Here is a 16,758-nt window from a genome sequence, read left to right on the forward strand (position 1 = left end):
TGGTTTGCCCGTCAACTTCATGCTTGGCCGGGCCGGCTTGCCGCCGTGCTGCTTTTCTGTGGCTGCATCGCACATGCGTCGATCCCGTGCCTGTGGTTCCCGAAGCGGTGATCGGCGCTGATGCCTCACATCTGGCTCTGGTGCGCCTTGCACGTGAGCGTTGCGGCGCTGGGAACGTGGCTGCTGCGCCGTTATGCCTTGCATCGTCGTCTGCTCGATGAACCCGGTGAGCGACGCAGCCATGTGGTCGCCACCCCGCGCGGCGGCGGCATGGCGATCGTCGTTGCAATTCTGTCGGGGTGCGTGGCGGCCAGCCTGCTGTGGCCGGCGGCGCGCATGGTGGTCGGCTGGTTCGCGATCGGCTTGATCCTGGTGGCCGGCGTGGGTTGGTGGGACGACCATCGGCCGTTGTCGGCCAGGCTGCGGTTTGCGATCCATCTGGCCGCCTCCGCGTCGCTTGGGGCGCTGGTCATTTATTCCACAGGCAACGTCGTGGACGGCATTCTCAGCGCGGTGGCGTCGGTGGTGTTGATCAACGTCTGGAACTTCATGGACGGCATCAACGGACTGGCCGCCACGCAGGCCGCGCTGGCTGCGCTGGCATTCGCGTTGGTGGCTCCGGCGGGTTGGTCGTTGGCCGGCCTGGCGGTGGCGGCAGCATGCCTGGGGTTTGTTCCGTTCAATTTTCCGCGCGCGCGCATCTTCCTGGGCGACGGTGGCAGCGGTGCGCTTGGCTATGTGCTGGCTGCGTTGCTTGCCCTGAGCGTGGCGGGCGGGCAGATGAGCTGGTGGATCGGCTGGTTGCCGCTGACGGCGTTCCTTGTCGACGCCGGCTTCACGCTGCTGTCTCGCATGCTCGCCGGGCAGCGTTGGTGGGAGCCTCACGCCCAGCACGTCTATCAGCGTCTGGCGCGCCGGCTTGGGACGCACGTTCCGGTAACCGCCGTTTATTTCGCTTTCAGCCTCGCTGCCGTCTGCTTGTCTGTGTTACTTCGTCATGATGTGTTCGGTCAGCAAGTCTGGGCGGCAGTGGTGTGGGGCCTGGGTGCGAGTGCCAGCTGGTATTTTCTGCGCGATGGATTGCGCAATTCCTGAATAATGGATTCTTATGATTTCCTGGCGTGACCGTTTGACCAAGGCGCTGCCGCAAGTGGCAGTCGTGTTGCACGACCTTCTGATGGTCTGGGTGTGCTGGCAGCTGCTGCATGCGGGCCGCTACTCGATGTTGCGCGAGGCGCCGGATCTTCCGCTGTGGGACTGGCGCACCGCCGTGGTCCTGGTGGCACAGGGCCTGGTGTTCTGGAAGATGGGGCTGTACCGCGGGCTGTGGCGCTTCGCGTCGGTGCCCGACCTGTGGAATATCTTCAAGTCGAGCTTTCTCGGCCTGGTGGCGATCGTATTGGCGCTGTCGTACGACCGCCTGGACGGCGTGCCGTTGTCGGTCCTGGTGGTCTATCCGTTTGCGCTGTCTGCGCTGCTGGGGACGCCACGCCTGCTGTATCGCGCCTGGAAGGACTACCAGATTGCGCACTCCGGAGATGCGGCGCAACGCGTGCTGATCCTGGGCGCCGGGCGGGCTGCCGAAGGTCTGGTGCGCGACCTTCGCCGCACCGGCACCTTCGTTCCGGTCGGCTTTCTGGACGATGCCAACAACCTGCATGGCGCAAAGATTCAGGGCCTCAACGTGCTGGGCAATCTGGATCAGGCCGCGTCGATCGCGAAAGAGACCGCCGCCAAGCTGCTGGTGATCGCGATCCCGTCGCTCGATGCATCCGGCATGCAGCGCGTGGTGGCGATCTGCGAGAGTACCGGCCTGCCGTTCCGGATGGTGCCCAAGCTGATCAATGTGCTGGAAGGCCGCTCGCTGCCCGGCGAATTGAAGGAAGTCGCCATCGAGGACCTGCTCAATCGCAAGCCGGTGACGCCGGACTGGCGCCTGATCCGCGACTGGCTGACCAACAAGACCGTGATGGTGACCGGTGCCGGCGGGTCGATCGGCTCGGAGGTCTGCCGTCAGTGCGCGCGCCATGGGGCGCGCCGCATCGTGCTGCTGGAAATCGACGAGCTGGCGCTGTTGACCATCGATTCGGACCTGCGTCGATTGTTCCCCGATATCGAAGTGGTACGGGTGCTCGGCGATTGCGGCGATCCGGCCGTGGTGGCGCACGCATTGAATACCGCCGCCCCCGACGCGGTGTTTCATGCCGCCGCGTACAAGCAGGTGCCCTTGCTGGAAGAGCAGCTGCGCGAGGCCGTGCGCAACAATGTGCTGGCGACCGAAAACGTGGCGCGTGCCTGTCAGCGCGCACGCATCGAGACGTTCGTGTTCATTTCCACCGACAAGGCGGTCGAGCCGGTCAATGTGCTGGGCGCAAGCAAGCGCTACGCGGAGATGATCTGCCAGAGTCTTGACGCGCGTGATGCGCCCACGCGCTTCATCACCGTGCGCTTCGGCAATGTGCTGGATTCGGCCGGTAGCGTAGTGCCGCTGTTCCGCGAGCAGATCCGCCAGGGTGGCCCGGTCACCGTGACGCATCCGGATGTGACGCGCTACTTCATGACCATCCCCGAGGCCTGCCAGTTGGTGATCCAGGCAGCTGCCTCGGCCTCGCATGGCGCGATCTATACGCTGGACATGGGCGAGCCGGTGCCGATCCGGCTGCTTGCCGAGCAGATGATCCGTCTTGCCGGCAAGCAGCCGGGCAAGGATGTGGCAATTCTCTACACCGGTCTGCGTCCGGGCGAGAAGCTGCACGAGACGCTGTTCTACTCCGACGAAGACTACCGCCCGACCGCGCATCCCAAGATCCTGGAAGCCGGCGTGCGCGAGTTCTCGCACGAGCAGGTGCTGCAGCTGGTGACGCGTCTGCGCGAGGCGGTTAATCGCTATGACATCAAGGCAATGGAGACTGTGCTGGGCAGTCTGATGCCGGATTTTGCGGCTGCTCGACGGAAAGTCGACGCGCGATCTGATACGGTCGTTCCATTCCCCGCACGTGAGGTCAGAAGACTGTAATGAGCCAGCGTATTCGCAAGGCCGTATTCCCCGTCGCAGGTCTTGGGACCCGCTTTCTTCCGGCGACCAAGACGGTGCCGAAGGAAATGCTGCCAATCATCGACAAACCATTGATCCAGTACGCCGTCGACGAGGCCATCCAGGCCGGCTGCGATACGTTGATCTTCGTGACCAATCGCTACAAGCACTCGATCGCCGACTACTTCGACAAGGCCTACGAGCTGGAGCAGAAGCTCGAGCGTGCGGGCAAGCTGGAGCAGCTGGAGCTGGTGCGGCATGCGCTGCCGGAAGGGGTTCGCGCCATTTTCGTGACGCAGGCCGAGGCGCTGGGTCTGGGGCATGCGGTGTTGTGTGCCAAGGCCGTGGTCGGCGATGAGCCGTTCGCGGTGCTGTTGCCGGACGATCTGATGTGGAACCGTGGCGACGCCGCGCTGACCCAGATGGCCGATGTGGCCGAAGCATCCGGTGGCAGCGTCATCGCCGTGGAAGACGTGCCGCACGACAAGACCGCCAGCTACGGCATCGTGTCCACCGACGCATTCGACGGCCGTAAGGGTCGCATCAATGCGATCGTCGAAAAGCCCAAGCCGGAAGTGGCCCCGAGTAATCTGGCCGTGGTCGGTCGCTATGTGCTCAGCCCGAAGATTTTCGAGTTGCTCGAAGCCACCGGTGCAGGTGCCGGCGGCGAGATCCAGCTGACCGATGCCATTGCCGAGTTGTTGAAGAAAGAGCAGGTCGACGCGTTCCGGTTCGAAGGCCGTCGTTTCGATTGCGGCGCGCACATCGGTTTGATCGAGGCGACCGTCCACTTTGCGCTCGAGCATGAGAAGCATGGTGGGCCGGCGAAGGAAATTCTGCGCAACGCATTGGCCCAGGCCGACGCGCGCGGCTGATCGCGCCACGAATGTTTTATCACGAACGACGCCAGCTGGCGTCGTTCGTCGTTTCGGCGTCCCGATTACAGGGGAGGAGGCTTCGTGGAAACGTCGGCATCCGGGCTGGTCGGCGCAACAAGCAAGCAGATGCAAGGCATCGGCGCGTGCGTGTCGTTAGAATCCAGGCATGAGCCAATCTGCGCACGCCAGTGAATTGATCAACGTTGTCGCTCTGCTGGGCGCTGCGGTTGTTGCTATCCCGCTCTTTCGCCGGTTGGGCCTGGGCTCGGTGCTCGGCTATCTGGCAGCGGGGCTGGCGATCGGGCCCTTCGGACTGGGCCTGTTCGACGACCCGCAGGCGATCCTGCATGTCGCCGAATTGGGCGTGGTGATGTTCCTGTTCGTGATCGGGCTGGAGATGCGGCCGTCGCATCTGTGGAGCCTGCGCAAGGAAATCTTCGGCCTGGGCACCGTGCAGATCTGCCTGTGCGCACTGGTGCTGACCGGTATCGGGATGTTGCTGGGTTTTCCGCCACCGGTCGCCTTCGTGGCCGCGTCCGGTTTCGTGCTGACCTCGACAGCGGTGGTGATGCAGTTGCTGGCCGAGCGCGGCGACGTGGCCTTGCCTTCGGGGCAGAAGATCGTGGCGATCCTGTTGTTCGAGGATTTGCTGATCGTCCCGTTGCTGGCGATCGTGGCGTGGATGGGTTCCAGTGGCGACCCGCAGGCCGCGTCGCAGCGCTGGCACGACATCGGCATTGGCCTGGCCTGTATCGTCGGCCTGCTGGTTGCCGGGCGCTGGCTGCTCAATCCGCTGTTCCGGGTCCTGGCTGCGTCCAAGGCGCGCGAGGTGATGACGGCCGCGGCGCTGCTGGTGGTGTTGGGCGCGGCGCTGCTGATGCAGGTAGGCGGGTTGTCGATGGCGATGGGCGCTTTCCTCGCCGGGGTGCTGTTGTCCGAATCCACCTTCCGCCATCAGATCGAAGCGGATATCGAGCCGTTCCGCGGCATCCTGCTGGGCCTGTTCTTCCTGGGTGTGGGCATGAGCCTGGACCTGCGCGTGGTCGCAGCCGACTCGCGGCTCATCCTCGTCGGCGTGTTGGCGCTGATGGTGGGCAAGGCGATCTGCATCTATGCGGTGGCGCGGGTGATGGGCAGTGATCATCGCCAGGCAATGGACCGTGGTGTGCTGATGGCGCAGGGTGGCGAGTTCGCCTTTGTGTTGTTTGCCGCGGCCTCGGCATCGGGCGTGATCGATGCGCAGGTCGATGCCACCCTCACTGCCATCGTGGTGCTGTCGATGGCGCTGACGCCGTTGTTCGTCCTGGTGCAGCGGCGTTTGACGCCCGCGCCGGAGGTGTCGCTGGAGGGAGTGGAAGCGGCCAACGGTCAGACCGGCAGCGTGCTGGTCATCGGCTTCGGCCGCTTCGGCCAGGTGGCCAGCCAGTCGCTGCTGGCGCGCGACGTGGACGTGACCATCATCGATAACGACATCGAGATGATCCAGAGCGCAGAAGAGTTCGGTTTCAAGATCTATTATGGCGACGGCACGCGGCTCGATGTGCTGCACGCCTCCGGCGCGCACAGTGCGCGCGCAATCGCGGTATGCATCGACGATCGCGAAGCGGCCAACCGCATCGTCGAGCTGGCGACCCGCGAGTTTCCGCATGCGCGCCTGCTGGTGCGTTCGTTCGATCGTGAGCATTCGCTGCAACTGATCGCGGCCGGTGTGGATTACCAGATCCGCGAAACCTTCGAGTCGGCGGTGACCTTCGGCCAGATGGCGCTGGTCGAGCTGGGCGTGGATGAGGACGAGGCCGGCACGATCGCGCGCGAGATCCGCCGCCGCGATGCGGAGCGGCTGGAGCTGGAAATCGCGGCGGGGAATGTCCGTGCCGGGGCAGGGTTAATGTTCGGCAACATCACGCCGACGGTGCCCAAGCCTACGCCGTTTACGCCGCCGCGCCGGGAGAGCCGGTCGCTCAACCGTGAAGCGGCGGTCGCGGCTGGCGAAGAGCCGAGCGTGCGGGACTGAGCGGCGCGAAGGCGCGAGTCTTCTCGATCGCCACGAATCAGCACCGTCATCGCTGGCATACCGGCCATTGCGCGGTGCCAGCGGACAGAGCCAACGATCAGCCGTGTTTGCGCTGAGCCGCAGCGAAGGCTTCGAGCTGTTCGGCAGTGGCGTCTTTCTGGTGCTGCTGCTTCCACTGCGCGAACGGCATGCCGTAGACCGCCTCGCGTGCCTGTTCCTTGCTCATCGGCTGGCCCTGTGCCTCGGCCGCTTCGCGGTACCAGTCGCCCAGGCAGTTGCGGCAGAAGCCGGCCAGGATCATCAGGTCGATGTTCTGTACATCGGTGCGCTGCTGATTGAGATGCTGCAGCAATCGGCGGAATGCGGCCGCTTCGATGGCGGTGGTAGTCGAATCGGTGGGCAAGGTGGTGTCGGTCATGACGGAATCGGGGACAATAGACGGCCTTCGACTCTACACCTGACGCCCCATGACCGCTTCCGCGCCAGCTGCCTCCGCTTCGGCCCGCCTTCTCGATGGTCGCCGCATTGCCGAGGACCTGCTCGACGGGCTGAAGCTGCGCGTGGATGCGCGCGTGGCAGCGGGCAAGGCGCGGCCCGGGTTGGCGGTGGTGCTGGTGGGTGGCGATCCGGCGTCGTCGGTGTATGTGCGCAACAAGCGGCGCGCGGCGGAAAAAGTGGGTATCGCAGCGTTCGATTACGACCTGCCGCACGGCACCAGCGAGGCCGAGCTGGCGGCCCTGATCGACGAACTCAACACCGATCCCAAGATCCACGGAATCCTGATCCAGCTGCCGCTGCCGGGGATTCCCGATGCCAATCGGCTGATCCAACGGATCGATCCGCGCAAGGATGTGGATGGCTTCCATCCGCAAAATGTGGGGCATCTGGCGTTGCGCGAATTCGGCCTGCGCCCGTGCACGCCGCGCGGCATCGTGACCTTGCTCGCGCATACCGATCAACCGGTGCGCGGACGCAACGCGACCATTGTTGGCGTGAGCAATCACGTCGGCCGGCCGATGGGGCTGGAACTGTTGATCGCCGGTTGCACGGTCACCAGCTGCCACAAGTTCACCCCGGCCGATGTGCTGGAGGCCAGCGTGCGCAATGCCGACATTCTGGTGGTGGCCGTAGGCCGCCCCGGGCTGATTCCCGGCGAGTGGGTCAAGCCGGGTGCGGTGGTGATCGATGTCGGCATCAACCGCCTGGAAGACGGACGCCTGGTTGGCGATGTCGGCTTCGATGCGGCAGCCAAGCGCGCGGCCTGGATTACCCCGGTGCCAGGCGGGGTGGGGCCGATGACGGTGGCCACGCTGATGCAGAACACCATCGAGGCCGCTGATGCGGCCGGGATTGGGGATTAGGGATTGGGGATTCGTTAAAGGCGACGGCCAAGCGCATGCGTCGGCCGATCCGGATTGCGTGCGGGATCGGCGGGCCATCGGCATCCTGACGAACTGAGGGGCGGTGCAGGGCGGCGTCTTTGCCACTCCCGACCCCAGACTCCCCAATTGCGGCCCTAATGCGTTAAAATGCCGCGCTTCCCCAAACTCGGGTCCGCCGATGCTCCGCATCCAGGCTGAAGCTCTCACCTACGACGACGTTTCGCTCGTCCCCGCTCATTCGATCGTCCTGCCCAAGGATGTCAGCCTGGAAACCCGGCTGACCCGCGATCTGCGTCTGAAACTGCCGATCCTGTCGGCCGCGATGGACACGGTGACCGAACACCGCCTGGCCGTGGCCATGGCGCAGCTGGGCGGCATCGGCATCATCCACAAGAACCTGACCCCGGCGCAGCAGGCTGCCGAAGTGGCCAAGGTCAAGAAGTTCGAGTCCGGCGTGATTACCGAGCCGTTCACGGTGAGCCCGGACACCACCATCGGCGAAGTGATCGCGCTGACGCGCGCACGCAACATCTCCGGCGTGCCGGTGGTGGACGGCAGCGAACTGGTCGGCATCGTGACCAGCCGCGACATGCGCTTCGAAAAGAAGCTCGACGATCCGGTTCGCCACATCATGACCAAGAAGGATCGCCTGATCACCGTGCGCGAAGGCGCCAGCGATGAGGAAGTGCTCGAGCTGCTGCATCGCAACCGTATCGAAAAGATCCTGGTGGTCAACGACAGCTTCGAGCTGCGCGGCCTGATTACGGTCAAGGACATCCAGAAGAAGACCGACAACCCCAACGCCGCCAAGGATGCCGCCACGCGGCTGCTGGTCGGCGCGGCCGTGGGTGTTGGCGGCGATACCGAACAGCGGATCGAACTGCTGGCCGCTGCCGGCGTCGACGTGGTCATCGTCGATACCGCGCACGGTCATTCGCAGGGCGTGATCGACCGTGTGGCCTGGGTCAAGAAGACCTATCCGCACCTGCAGGTGATCGGCGGCAACATCGTCACCGGCGATGCCGCGCTGGCCTTGATGGATGCCGGCGCCGATGCGGTCAAGGTCGGCGTGGGCCCGGGCTCGATCTGCACCACGCGCGTGGTTGCAGGCGTCGGCGTGCCGCAGATCACCGCGGTGGACATGGTGGCCGAAGCGTTGCAGGACCGCATTCCGTTGATCGCCGATGGCGGCATCCGCTATTCCGGCGATATCGGCAAGGCGCTGGTCGCCGGTGCGTCCACGGTGATGGTCGGCGGACTGCTGGCCGGTACCGAAGAGGCGCCCGGCGAAGTCGAGCTGTTCCAGGGCCGCAGCTACAAGAGCTACCGCGGCATGGGCAGCCTGGGCGCGATGGAGAAGGGGTCCAAGGACCGCTATTTCCAGGATGCTTCCGACGCCGACAAACTGGTTCCGGAAGGCATCGAAGGGCGCGTGCCGTACCGCGGCCCGGTCGGCGGCATCATCCATCAGCTCATCGGTGGCCTGCGCGCGACCATGGGCTATGTGGGCTGCGCCACCATCGAAGACATGCGCACCAAGCCGAAGTTCGTCAAGATCACCGGCGCCGGCCAGCGCGAAAGCCACGTGCACGACGTGCAGATCACCAAAGAGCCGCCGAACTATCGCGCTGGGTAAACCAGCGCACGGGAGTGGGGATTCGGCATTCGGGATTCGCAAGAGCCTACCGCGTCCTCATCCGGCAACGGTTGTGGCGTGTGCTCTTGCGAATCTCCAATCCCAACTCCCCAATCCCGGCTCTCAATGACCAGCATCCATAACGACAAGATCCTCATCCTCGATTTCGGCGCGCAGTACACGCAGTTGATCGCGCGGCGCATTCGCGAAATCGGTGTGTACTGCGAGATCTGGGCCTGGGATCACGATCCGTCCGAGATTGCCGGCTTCGGTGCCAAAGGCATCATTCTGTCTGGTGGCCCGGAGTCGACCACCTTGCCGGGCGCGCCGGTGGCGCCGCAGGAAGTGTTCGACAGCGGCTTGCCGGTGTTTGGTATCTGTTACGGCATGCAGACCCTGGCTGCGCAACTGGGCGGCGCCACTGAAGCGGCCGATCAACGCGAATTCGGCCATGCGGAGGTGGACGTCGTCGCGGCCGATGCGCTGTTCTCCGGCCTGACCGACCATGCCGGCGCATCGCGGTTGAACGTGTGGATGAGCCATGGCGACCACGTGTCGCAAGTGCCGCCCGGCTTCACGATTACTGCCGTGACCGACCGCATTCCGGTGGCTGCGATGTCCAACGAGGACAAGCGCTGGTACGGCGTGCAGTTCCACCCCGAGGTCACCCACACGCTGCAGGGCCAGACCTTGCTGCGTCGTTTCGTGGTCGATGTCTGCGGCTGCCAGACGCTGTGGACCGCCGCCAACATCATCGACGACCAGATTGCGCGCGTGCGCGCGCAGGTCGGGGACGACGAAGTGATCCTGGGTTTGTCAGGCGGTGTGGATTCGTCGGTGGTCGCCGCATTGCTGCACAAGGCGATCGGCGACAAGCTGACCTGCGTGTTCGTCGATACCGGCCTGCTGCGCTGGCAGGAAGGCGATCAGGTGATGGCGATGTTCGCCGAGCACATGGGCGTCAAGGTGATTCGCGTCAACGCGGCAGACCGTTACTTCGCCAAGCTCGAAGGCGTGAGCGACCCGGAAGCCAAGCGCAAGATCATCGGCAACCTGTTCGTGGACATCTTCGATGAAGAGTCCAACAAGCTGGCCAATGCCAAGTGGCTGGCGCAGGGCACGATCTACCCGGACGTGATCGAGTCGGCCGGCAGCAAGACCGGCAAGGCGCACGTGATCAAGAGCCACCACAACGTGGGCGGCTTGCCGGAACACATGAAGCTGGGCCTGGTCGAACCGCTGCGCGAACTGTTCAAGGATGAAGTGCGTCGCCTCGGTGTGGAACTGGGCCTGCCGCGCACCATGGTCTATCGCCATCCGTTCCCGGGCCCGGGCCTGGGCGTGCGTATCCTGGGCGAAGTGAAGCGCGAATACGCCGAGCTGCTGGCCAAGGCCGATGCGATCTTCATCGACGAACTGCGCAAGGCCGACCTGTACGACAAGACCAGCCAGGCGTTTGCGGTGTTCCTGCCGGTCAAGTCGGTCGGTGTGGTCGGCGATGCACGCGCCTACGAATGGGTGATCGCGCTGCGTGCGGTGGAGACCATCGACTTCATGACCGCGCACTGGGCGCACCTGCCGTACGACTTCCTCGGCACGGTGAGCAACCGCGTCATCAACGAACTGCGCGGCGTCTCGCGCGTGGTCTACGACATCTCCGGCAAGCCGCCGGCGACGATCGAGTGGGAGTGAATTGATTCTGCTCGAGAAATCGAACGAAAGGGCGCCGCAAGGCGCCCTTTTCATGTCTGGCAATTCCATCGCTGGCAATCAGGCCGCAAGATGCCGCCGCAACAAAAAAGCCGCGCACTGCGCGGCTTGTTGCAGGCGCTGCGTTGAAGGCTGGCGTCAACGCACCTTGGTCAGTGCCGCGCGCGCGTCGGCCATGAATTTCTGCGCTTCCTGTGGCGTTGCCAGGTTGGCGCCGAGTTGGCTGAGCACCTGCTCGACGTCGCTGGAGGCTTCCCAGGCTTCATCGCAGAGCATGCCGGCGATCGGGCCGAGATAATTCAATGCGACTTTCTCCAGCGCCTGGCGAACCGCTTCGTCCGGCGCTGCGCCGTTGCCGGCAGACGCCGGTGCGGGCGTTGTGGGTGCCGCGCTGGCTGCGGCAGGCGCCGAAACAGGTGCGGGCGCAGCCGGGGCACGCACCGGGGCCGGTGCACCGCCCAGATCCTGCTCGAACCCCCCCATCAACCACTGGCGCGAGTCTTCGCTCAGCAAGGATGGCTTGCCCAGGCCGGCGCCGGGGTCGGTCTGGAAGCGGGCCTTCGCGGCGCCGACCATGGTGAGGCGTTGCACCGCCTCGTCATTGCGCAGCATGCGGAAGACCACTTCTTCGATCTGCCCGGCATTGAGGCGGACGATGCAGGAATGGTTTTCTTCGGTGACGACAAACAGAAAGCCGGACGCCTTCTTCAGTGCCAGCGCCCTGAGCTCGCGCAGGACCTCGATCAGCGGACGGAATTCATTGGACATGGCGTCTTCCTTGCATCATCTGGTACGAAATCGGGCGGAGCGGCTCAGCGTTTGCTGAGGCGCTCCATGGCCAACCGGACGCTGTTGGACAGGCGAGAGATGGCACGCGCCAGGGTACCAATTTCATCCTTGAGGTTGACCTCTTCGATGGTGTGGTTCCACTTGCCCAGGCTCAGTTCTTCGGCCACGGTGGTCAGATGCTGGATGGGGCGCAGCACGCGGTTCCAGATCAGGGCCCACTGCAGGCCAAGCAACAGGGCGCAGACCAGCAGGCCGATGCCGGCGATCCACAGCGACTGGCGCACGATCACGCCATTGACGTCGCTCTTGGGATAGGCCGAGACCAGGGTGAAGCCCCAGTCGGGCACTTCCTGCTTGGTCACGACCCAGTCGTCCGGGCTGTCCTTGACGATGCGCTCAATGGTGGCGGTGTCGGTGGTGGCACCGGTGGTGGACTGGAAGCGCAGCTTGTTCTTGCTGTCGAACACGGCGATGAAGCCGGAATCGAGCACGCGACGGCTGCTGACCACGTTTTCCAGGGCCTGGGTGTCGGCCTTATAGCCGACGTACCAGGCGCCGATGACGCGCTTGTCGTTGCCGGCGAAGATCGGCTCGTAGCCGGTGACGTACGGGTTGCCGAGGATGTCGACCACGCCGTAGAAGCTCTCGCCGTTGCGCAGCTTGGCGGCAGCCTGGCCGTTGGGGTCGAGCACGGTGCCGATGGCGCGGCTGCCGTCGTCCTTCTTGACGTTGGTGGAAATGCGTACGAACTCATCGCCGGTACGCGAGAACAAGGTCGCGGTGCCTTCGTGAATGGCGGTGACGTCGTCCAGCATGGTGAAGGCGTTTGCCTGCGGGCGCTGGCCCAGCAGCAGGTCGTTGGCGTTGCGGTCGGCGACGCGGATTTCGCTGCCGATGCTCGGGGCGCCCTGCGCATTGGCTTCCTTGCGCAACTGGCGCATCGAGGAATTGACGCGGTCGAGCATCATCGAGCGGGTGACGGCGAACAAGGTCTGCAAGGACACCGACTGGCGCTCGATCGCGTCGCCGGTCTCGAACTTGACCCGGTTCGCTTCGGTAATGGCCAGAATGACCGTGAGGGCCACCACCACGACCAGCACCAAGGCCAGCACCGGCAACAGCAGGCGCACCCGCAAAGAGTGACGAAGCATCGCAATTCCCCTGAACGCGTTTAGTGATTGAATCGAGTGCCGCCGCAGCGCTGTGCGGCGGTCGGACCTAGCCGTTATCGGCTGTCAGACAAGATGCTGAAGCGGCCCCCATGCCGCTTGGCGGGGCATAAGATAGCTCAAGCCGATCGATTTGACAGTGCGTGTCGATCGCCTTGTGCGCCTTGCGTTCAAGAATGGTGGACCGGGTTACAGAGTTGGCGCTGGCGAGCGTGGTGGGCAGCGGGGTGGGGGAGTCCTCCATGGCGCGATCCATCGCGGCGCCATGGGTGAGCCGGCCGATGCGCGCGGGGGGGGCTTGGCATCCCCGCCTGCCGTTGCCGCGCTACCGCGATGACCGGATGAAGCGGCGATTGAAGAGCGACCGACGCTTGCGACCACCGGGTAGCAGGCGGCTCAGGTTTCCAGCGACAGGATTCCCCGGCGCAGGGCAACGGTGACCGCGTGGGTGCGATCGCGCACGCCGAGCTTGGCCAGGATGTTCTTCATATGCGCCTTGACCGTCTCTTCGGAAATGCTCAAGGCGTTGCCGATCTGCTTGTTGGAGCATCCGGTGGCCACCAGGCTCAGTACCTCCGTCTCGCGGGCGGATAGTGCGTCGTCGAGCACGTGGGCGGCGATGTTTTCGGCCACCGATGCCGGCACATGCCGCCGCTGGCCGCGGCGCACGTCGCGGATGGTGTCGACCAGCTCGCGGCGCAGCGCGCTCTTGAGCAGGTAGCCGCAGGCGCCGGCCTGCAGTGCGCGCACCGCACGCACATCGCCGGTGTAGGTGGTCAACACGATGACCTTGGCGGCGGGGTCGACACGGCGGATGCGCTGGATGGCTTCGACGCCATCCACGCGCGGCATCTGCAGATCCATCAGCACCACGTCCGGGCGCAGGCTGGCGTAGCAGGCCACGGCCTGTTCGCCGTCTTCGGCTTCGCCGACCACACGCATGTCGTGTTCGGCGGCGAGCATGGCGCTGAGACCGTCGCGCAGCAGCGGATGATCGTCTACCACCAGCACCTCGGTCGGTTTGACCATCTCAGCCATTGGAGCTCTCCGTGGATCGTGCAGGTCGAAATCGCCACCACCAGCGCGGTGGCGTCGCATAGGCGGTGCGGGCCGGAAGCGTGATCTGGATTGCGGTGCCGCTGCCTGGACGCGACCACAACTGCATCTTGGCGCCGATGCGTTTGGCGCGTTCCTGCATGCCGGTCAGCCCCCAGTGCCCGGTGCGCGCATGCCCATGCAGCACGTCCGGATCCAGGCCGCAGCCATCGTCGCGGATGCGCAGCACGAAGTCACGTGAACCGTAACGCAGTTCCAGCGCGATGCGCGTGGCGTCGGCATGGCGATCGGCATTGGCCAATGCTTCGCGGCCAAGCTGGAACACTTCGTCGGCCACCAGCGGGCGCAGCGCCACCGGGCGTCCTTCCACCGACACCTGCAGGTCGGCCGACGGCGGTGGCATGCTGGCCTCGCGTGCGCGCTGCAGTGCGGCGGCCAGATCCTGGCGCAGCGAATAACTGTCGCGCAGGCCGTTGACGCGGTCGCGGCCTTCGACCAGCGCATTCTCGGCCAGGTCGACCGCCTGTTCGAGCTCCAGCCGGCGCGGGTCGTCCTGCGGCAACGAGCGGCTGGCGGCATGCAGCCGCAGGATCAGCCCCTGGGTGCCCTGCAACAAGGTGTCGTGCAGCTCGCGCGCGATGCGTTCGCGTTCGCGGTAGCGCTCTTCCAGTCGTGCACGCAGGCGTCCGGCAACATGCCGGGTGCGCATGCGCCACAGCATCGCAAGCGTCAGCAACAGGGCGAACGCGACGCACACCTTGAACTGCCAGGTCTGCACGAAGGCCGCTTCGATGACGAAGTCCAGGGTGTCGCCGCGCGCGTTCCATACGCCATCGTTGTTGGCGGCGGCAATGCGGAAGCGGTAACGGCCGGGCGCGAGGTTGGTATAGAACGCCTCGTTACGGTTGCCGGCGTCCTGCCATTGCGCGTCCACGCCCTCCAGCCGGTAGCGGAAGCGCACGCGTTCGGGCCGGGTCAGGCTCACAGCGTCGTAGCCGATGCGCAGGCGGTGCGTCCACCTGGGCAGGCGCAGCCCGGCGGTGCGCGGGTAGGGGCGGTCGTTGGCGACCACGTCGGTGATGGAGACTTCCGGCGCGGTGGGGTTGCGGTAGGTCTGTTCGGGGTCCAGCCAGGCCAGGCCCTGGTTGGTGGTGAACCACAACAGGCCGTCGTCGGCGGCGATGGCCGTGGGGACCGGTGTGGCCTGCTGGGCGACACCGGGCAACCCGTCCATGATGTCGTACAGGCGCAGCGCCGGGCTGACCACGCCCGATTGCACGCTGCGCAGCAGCGCAGGTTGAGCGATCTGCACCACGCCGCGGTTGCCGTTCAACCACAGCGTGCCGTACCGGTCCTGCTCGATGCCGGTGATGCCTTGCAGGAGCGGATTGGTCTGATCGGCCACTTGCCGGAACCGGCCGTCGGCGCCCAGCGCCGCCAGCCCGGTTTCGCCGGCGACCAGCGTGAGCGACGGGCCTTGCCAGATGGCGGTGATCGGCCCCACCGACAGGCCATCTTCTGTGCTGTAGCGCGTCACCTGCCGGCCCTGCAGCAGGCGCACATCGCCCTTGATGGTGCCCACCCACACGCCACCATCGCGCGTGTTGGCGAGCACCGTGCACGGGCTGTCCTGCAGAGTGGGCAGCGGCTGCCAGGCGTTGCCGTCGAAAGCGTAGGGGCCGCCGGCATCCGGGCAGACCCAGGGATGGTTGCGGTTGTCCACGACGAAGGCGCGGATGGCGCCGGTCGGCAGGCCGAGCGGCAGCGCCACCGGTTGCACGCGGCCGACCTGCAGACGTAGCAAGGCATGCTCGCCGAGCACCCAGCCATTGGCGGTCGCCGGCACATCCAGGATGTGGTGGGACGCACCATGCTGCAAGCCTTCGAGGCGATCGCGGCTCAAGGCCAGCAGCCGGCCATCGCGCAGGCTGGCCAGGAGCGGCCGTGCGGCGGTGCCCGGGGCGGGATTGAAGGTCGCCACCGCCATCGCCTGGCCCGGCAGCAAGGACGCCAACGGCAGCAACGCGCGATGCCGGAACCGGTTGAGGCCCAGATTGGTGCCGGCCCACAGATTGCCTTCGCGGTCTTCGAGCAAGGGGCCGGCAGTGGCCGAGGTCAGGCCTTGTACGGTTCCGAAGCGTTCCAGCACCGGCGTGGGCGATGTGGGCAAGGCGATACGGAACAGACCATGCGCTGCGTAGTCGCTGCCCCATAGCGCGCCATCGCGCATGAACCGGATGCGCCGCGCGAACAGCCCGGGAAATTGCAGCCGGGCACGGGCCGCGGCGGGCAGCACGTCGCCATGCGCATCGGTCAACGCAAACACGCCGCGGTACGGGTCTGCAACCCAGATCGCTCCGTCCGGACTTTCGGCCATGGTGACGTAGAGGCCCACCTGCTGGCCGCTGGGTTCGAAGCGTTTGGCGCCAGGCCGCAACGACAGAATCTGGGTGCCGTCGCTGACCCAGAGCGTGCCGCGCACATCGCGCAGCAGCCAATGCGCGCGCTCGGCGGTGTAGCCCCAGTCGGCGCCTGCACGCTGCCAGCGTTGCCCATCGAACCAGCACAAACCGCCATCGATGGCGGCCCACCAGCGCCCACTGCCATCGTGCTCGATGCGGAACACCATGCCGGCGGGCACGTCCCTGCCCGGGCTGAAGTGCGTCAGGTGACCGTCGGCAAGGCGATCGATGCCGGCGTTGAAGTAGCCGATCCAGTCGGTGTCGTCCGGCGCCAGCGCAAGCGCGGTCATGTTGTGCGATGCATAGGCCTCGCCGTCCGGCGCCGCCTGCCGCGCGAAACGGTCGCCATCGAACTGAAACAGCCCAAATCCGGTCGCCAGCCACAATGGCCCGGCATCGGCTTGCTGGATATCCCAGATATCGGCCGGTGCGCCGCGCTCGGTGCTCCAGGCGGTGTGGTGGAATTGCAGCAGCCCAGCACGCGTTGCGGCGATGCCTTCGGCATACACGGGGGTGCACGGCCACCCGTAACTGCACAGCACAACGATCACCGCTGCGCACAGGCGCCAGAGCAGGTGGAGGCGGATGGGGGGCTCGCGCGGCATTGCAGCATTGTCGGGCGAGATCG

At 65.6% G+C, this 16,758-nt stretch carries 12 protein-coding genes; 7 read left to right on the plus strand and 5 right to left on the minus strand.

From position 1 onward, the window contains the following. The first annotated feature begins 120 nt into the window (after positions 1-120). From FHY18_RS00190 to FHY18_RS00205, 4 genes are all read left to right on the plus strand, one after another. The gene (locus FHY18_RS00190) at positions 121-1,095 is read left to right on the plus strand and encodes a glycosyltransferase family 4 protein (protein WP_259149160.1); all 975 of its coding nucleotides are present in this window, start codon (positions 121-123) and stop codon (positions 1,093-1,095) included. A 13-nt stretch (positions 1,096-1,108) separates the two neighbouring features. Then, positions 1,109-3,016 (plus strand): nucleoside-diphosphate sugar epimerase/dehydratase, encoded by a 1,908-nt coding sequence (locus FHY18_RS00195; RefSeq protein ID WP_259149161.1) that lies wholly within the window; start codon positions 1,109-1,111, stop codon positions 3,014-3,016. Beyond that, positions 3,016-3,909, plus strand: a complete 894-nt coding sequence (gene galU / locus FHY18_RS00200) for a UTP--glucose-1-phosphate uridylyltransferase GalU (RefSeq protein ID WP_046962674.1) — start codon at positions 3,016-3,018, stop codon at positions 3,907-3,909. The genes FHY18_RS00195 and galU overlap by 1 nt, the downstream gene beginning before the upstream one ends. Positions 3,910-4,078: 169 nt before the next feature. Continuing rightward, positions 4,079-5,926: a monovalent cation:proton antiporter-2 (CPA2) family protein gene (locus FHY18_RS00205; RefSeq protein WP_259149168.1), complete on the plus strand. Its 1,848-nt coding sequence runs from the start codon at positions 4,079-4,081 to the stop codon at positions 5,924-5,926. A gap of 97 nt (positions 5,927-6,023) precedes the next feature. Here FHY18_RS00205 and FHY18_RS00210 read toward each other — a convergent pair whose 3' ends face one another. Continuing rightward, a complete protein-coding gene (locus FHY18_RS00210; protein ID WP_259149169.1) occupies positions 6,024-6,344 on the minus strand; it encodes a DUF1244 domain-containing protein in 321 nt (106 codons plus the stop codon). 49 nt (positions 6,345-6,393) lie between these two features. Between FHY18_RS00210 and folD the strand changes: the two genes are divergently transcribed. The 3 genes from folD to guaA all read left to right on the plus strand — a co-directional run bounded on the left by folD (position 6,394) and on the right by guaA (position 10,636). Beyond that, positions 6,394-7,287: a bifunctional methylenetetrahydrofolate dehydrogenase/methenyltetrahydrofolate cyclohydrolase FolD gene (gene folD / locus FHY18_RS00215; RefSeq protein WP_259149171.1), complete on the plus strand. Its 894-nt coding sequence runs from the start codon at positions 6,394-6,396 to the stop codon at positions 7,285-7,287. A gap of 199 nt (positions 7,288-7,486) precedes the next feature. Next, positions 7,487-8,944: an IMP dehydrogenase gene (guaB, locus tag FHY18_RS00220; protein ID WP_259149173.1), complete on the plus strand. Its 1,458-nt coding sequence runs from the start codon at positions 7,487-7,489 to the stop codon at positions 8,942-8,944. Between the two features lie 126 nt (positions 8,945-9,070). Next, the gene (gene guaA / locus FHY18_RS00225; RefSeq protein ID WP_259149178.1) at positions 9,071-10,636 is read left to right on the plus strand and encodes a glutamine-hydrolyzing GMP synthase; all 1,566 of its coding nucleotides are present in this window, start codon (positions 9,071-9,073) and stop codon (positions 10,634-10,636) included. A 156-nt stretch (positions 10,637-10,792) separates the two neighbouring features. Here guaA and FHY18_RS00230 read toward each other — a convergent pair whose 3' ends face one another. The 4 genes from FHY18_RS00230 to FHY18_RS00245 all read right to left on the minus strand — a co-directional run bounded on the left by FHY18_RS00230 (position 10,793) and on the right by FHY18_RS00245 (position 16,735). Further along, positions 10,793-11,422 carry a hypothetical protein gene (locus tag FHY18_RS00230; RefSeq protein ID WP_259149181.1) on the minus strand — a complete coding sequence of 210 codons (630 nt, stop codon included), beginning with the start codon at positions 11,420-11,422 and terminating at the stop codon, positions 10,793-10,795. Positions 11,423-11,466: 44 nt separating this feature from the next. Then, complete coding sequence (locus FHY18_RS00235) at positions 11,467-12,594, minus strand: Cache 3/Cache 2 fusion domain-containing protein (protein ID WP_259149184.1); 1,128 nt, start codon at positions 12,592-12,594, stop codon at positions 11,467-11,469. A gap of 414 nt (positions 12,595-13,008) precedes the next feature. Then, positions 13,009-13,650, minus strand: a complete 642-nt coding sequence (locus FHY18_RS00240; RefSeq protein WP_259149187.1) for a response regulator transcription factor — start codon at positions 13,648-13,650, stop codon at positions 13,009-13,011. Further along, on the minus strand, positions 13,643-16,735 hold the full coding sequence (locus FHY18_RS00245; RefSeq protein ID WP_259149188.1) for a sensor histidine kinase: 3,093 nt from the start codon (positions 16,733-16,735) through the stop codon (positions 13,643-13,645). The genes FHY18_RS00240 and FHY18_RS00245 overlap by 8 nt, the downstream gene beginning before the upstream one ends. Positions 16,736-16,758: the final 23 nt, after the last annotated feature.

It is taken from the genome of Xanthomonas sp. 3793, from assembly GCF_024806835.1.
In the GTDB taxonomy this organism is placed as follows: Bacteria; Pseudomonadota; Gammaproteobacteria; order Xanthomonadales; family Xanthomonadaceae; genus Xanthomonas; species Xanthomonas arboricola_F.

What these genes read in the sequence shown, in the direction of transcription:
- FHY18_RS00210 (WP_259149169.1), bottom strand. Translation starts at nt 6,344, where the DNA reads ATGACCGACACCACCTTGCCCACCGATTCGACTACCACCGCCATCGAA.
- FHY18_RS00245 (WP_259149188.1), bottom strand. Translation starts at nt 16,735, where the DNA reads ATGCCGCGCGAGCCCCCCATCCGCCTCCACCTGCTCTGGCGCCTGTGC.
- FHY18_RS00230 (WP_259149181.1), bottom strand. Translation starts at nt 11,422, where the DNA reads ATGTCCAATGAATTCCGTCCGCTGATCGAGGTCCTGCGCGAGCTCAGG.
- folD (WP_259149171.1), top strand. Translation starts at nt 6,394, where the DNA reads ATGACCGCTTCCGCGCCAGCTGCCTCCGCTTCGGCCCGCCTTCTCGAT.
- FHY18_RS00205 (WP_259149168.1), top strand. Translation starts at nt 4,079, where the DNA reads ATGAGCCAATCTGCGCACGCCAGTGAATTGATCAACGTTGTCGCTCTG.
- FHY18_RS00240 (WP_259149187.1), bottom strand. Translation starts at nt 13,650, where the DNA reads ATGGCTGAGATGGTCAAACCGACCGAGGTGCTGGTGGTAGACGATCAT.
- guaA (WP_259149178.1), top strand. Translation starts at nt 9,071, where the DNA reads ATGACCAGCATCCATAACGACAAGATCCTCATCCTCGATTTCGGCGCG.
- galU (WP_046962674.1), top strand. Translation starts at nt 3,016, where the DNA reads ATGAGCCAGCGTATTCGCAAGGCCGTATTCCCCGTCGCAGGTCTTGGG.
- FHY18_RS00235 (WP_259149184.1), bottom strand. Translation starts at nt 12,594, where the DNA reads ATGCTTCGTCACTCTTTGCGGGTGCGCCTGCTGTTGCCGGTGCTGGCC.
- FHY18_RS00190 (WP_259149160.1), top strand. Translation starts at nt 121, where the DNA reads ATGCCTCACATCTGGCTCTGGTGCGCCTTGCACGTGAGCGTTGCGGCG.
- guaB (WP_259149173.1), top strand. Translation starts at nt 7,487, where the DNA reads ATGCTCCGCATCCAGGCTGAAGCTCTCACCTACGACGACGTTTCGCTC.
- FHY18_RS00195 (WP_259149161.1), top strand. Translation starts at nt 1,109, where the DNA reads ATGATTTCCTGGCGTGACCGTTTGACCAAGGCGCTGCCGCAAGTGGCA.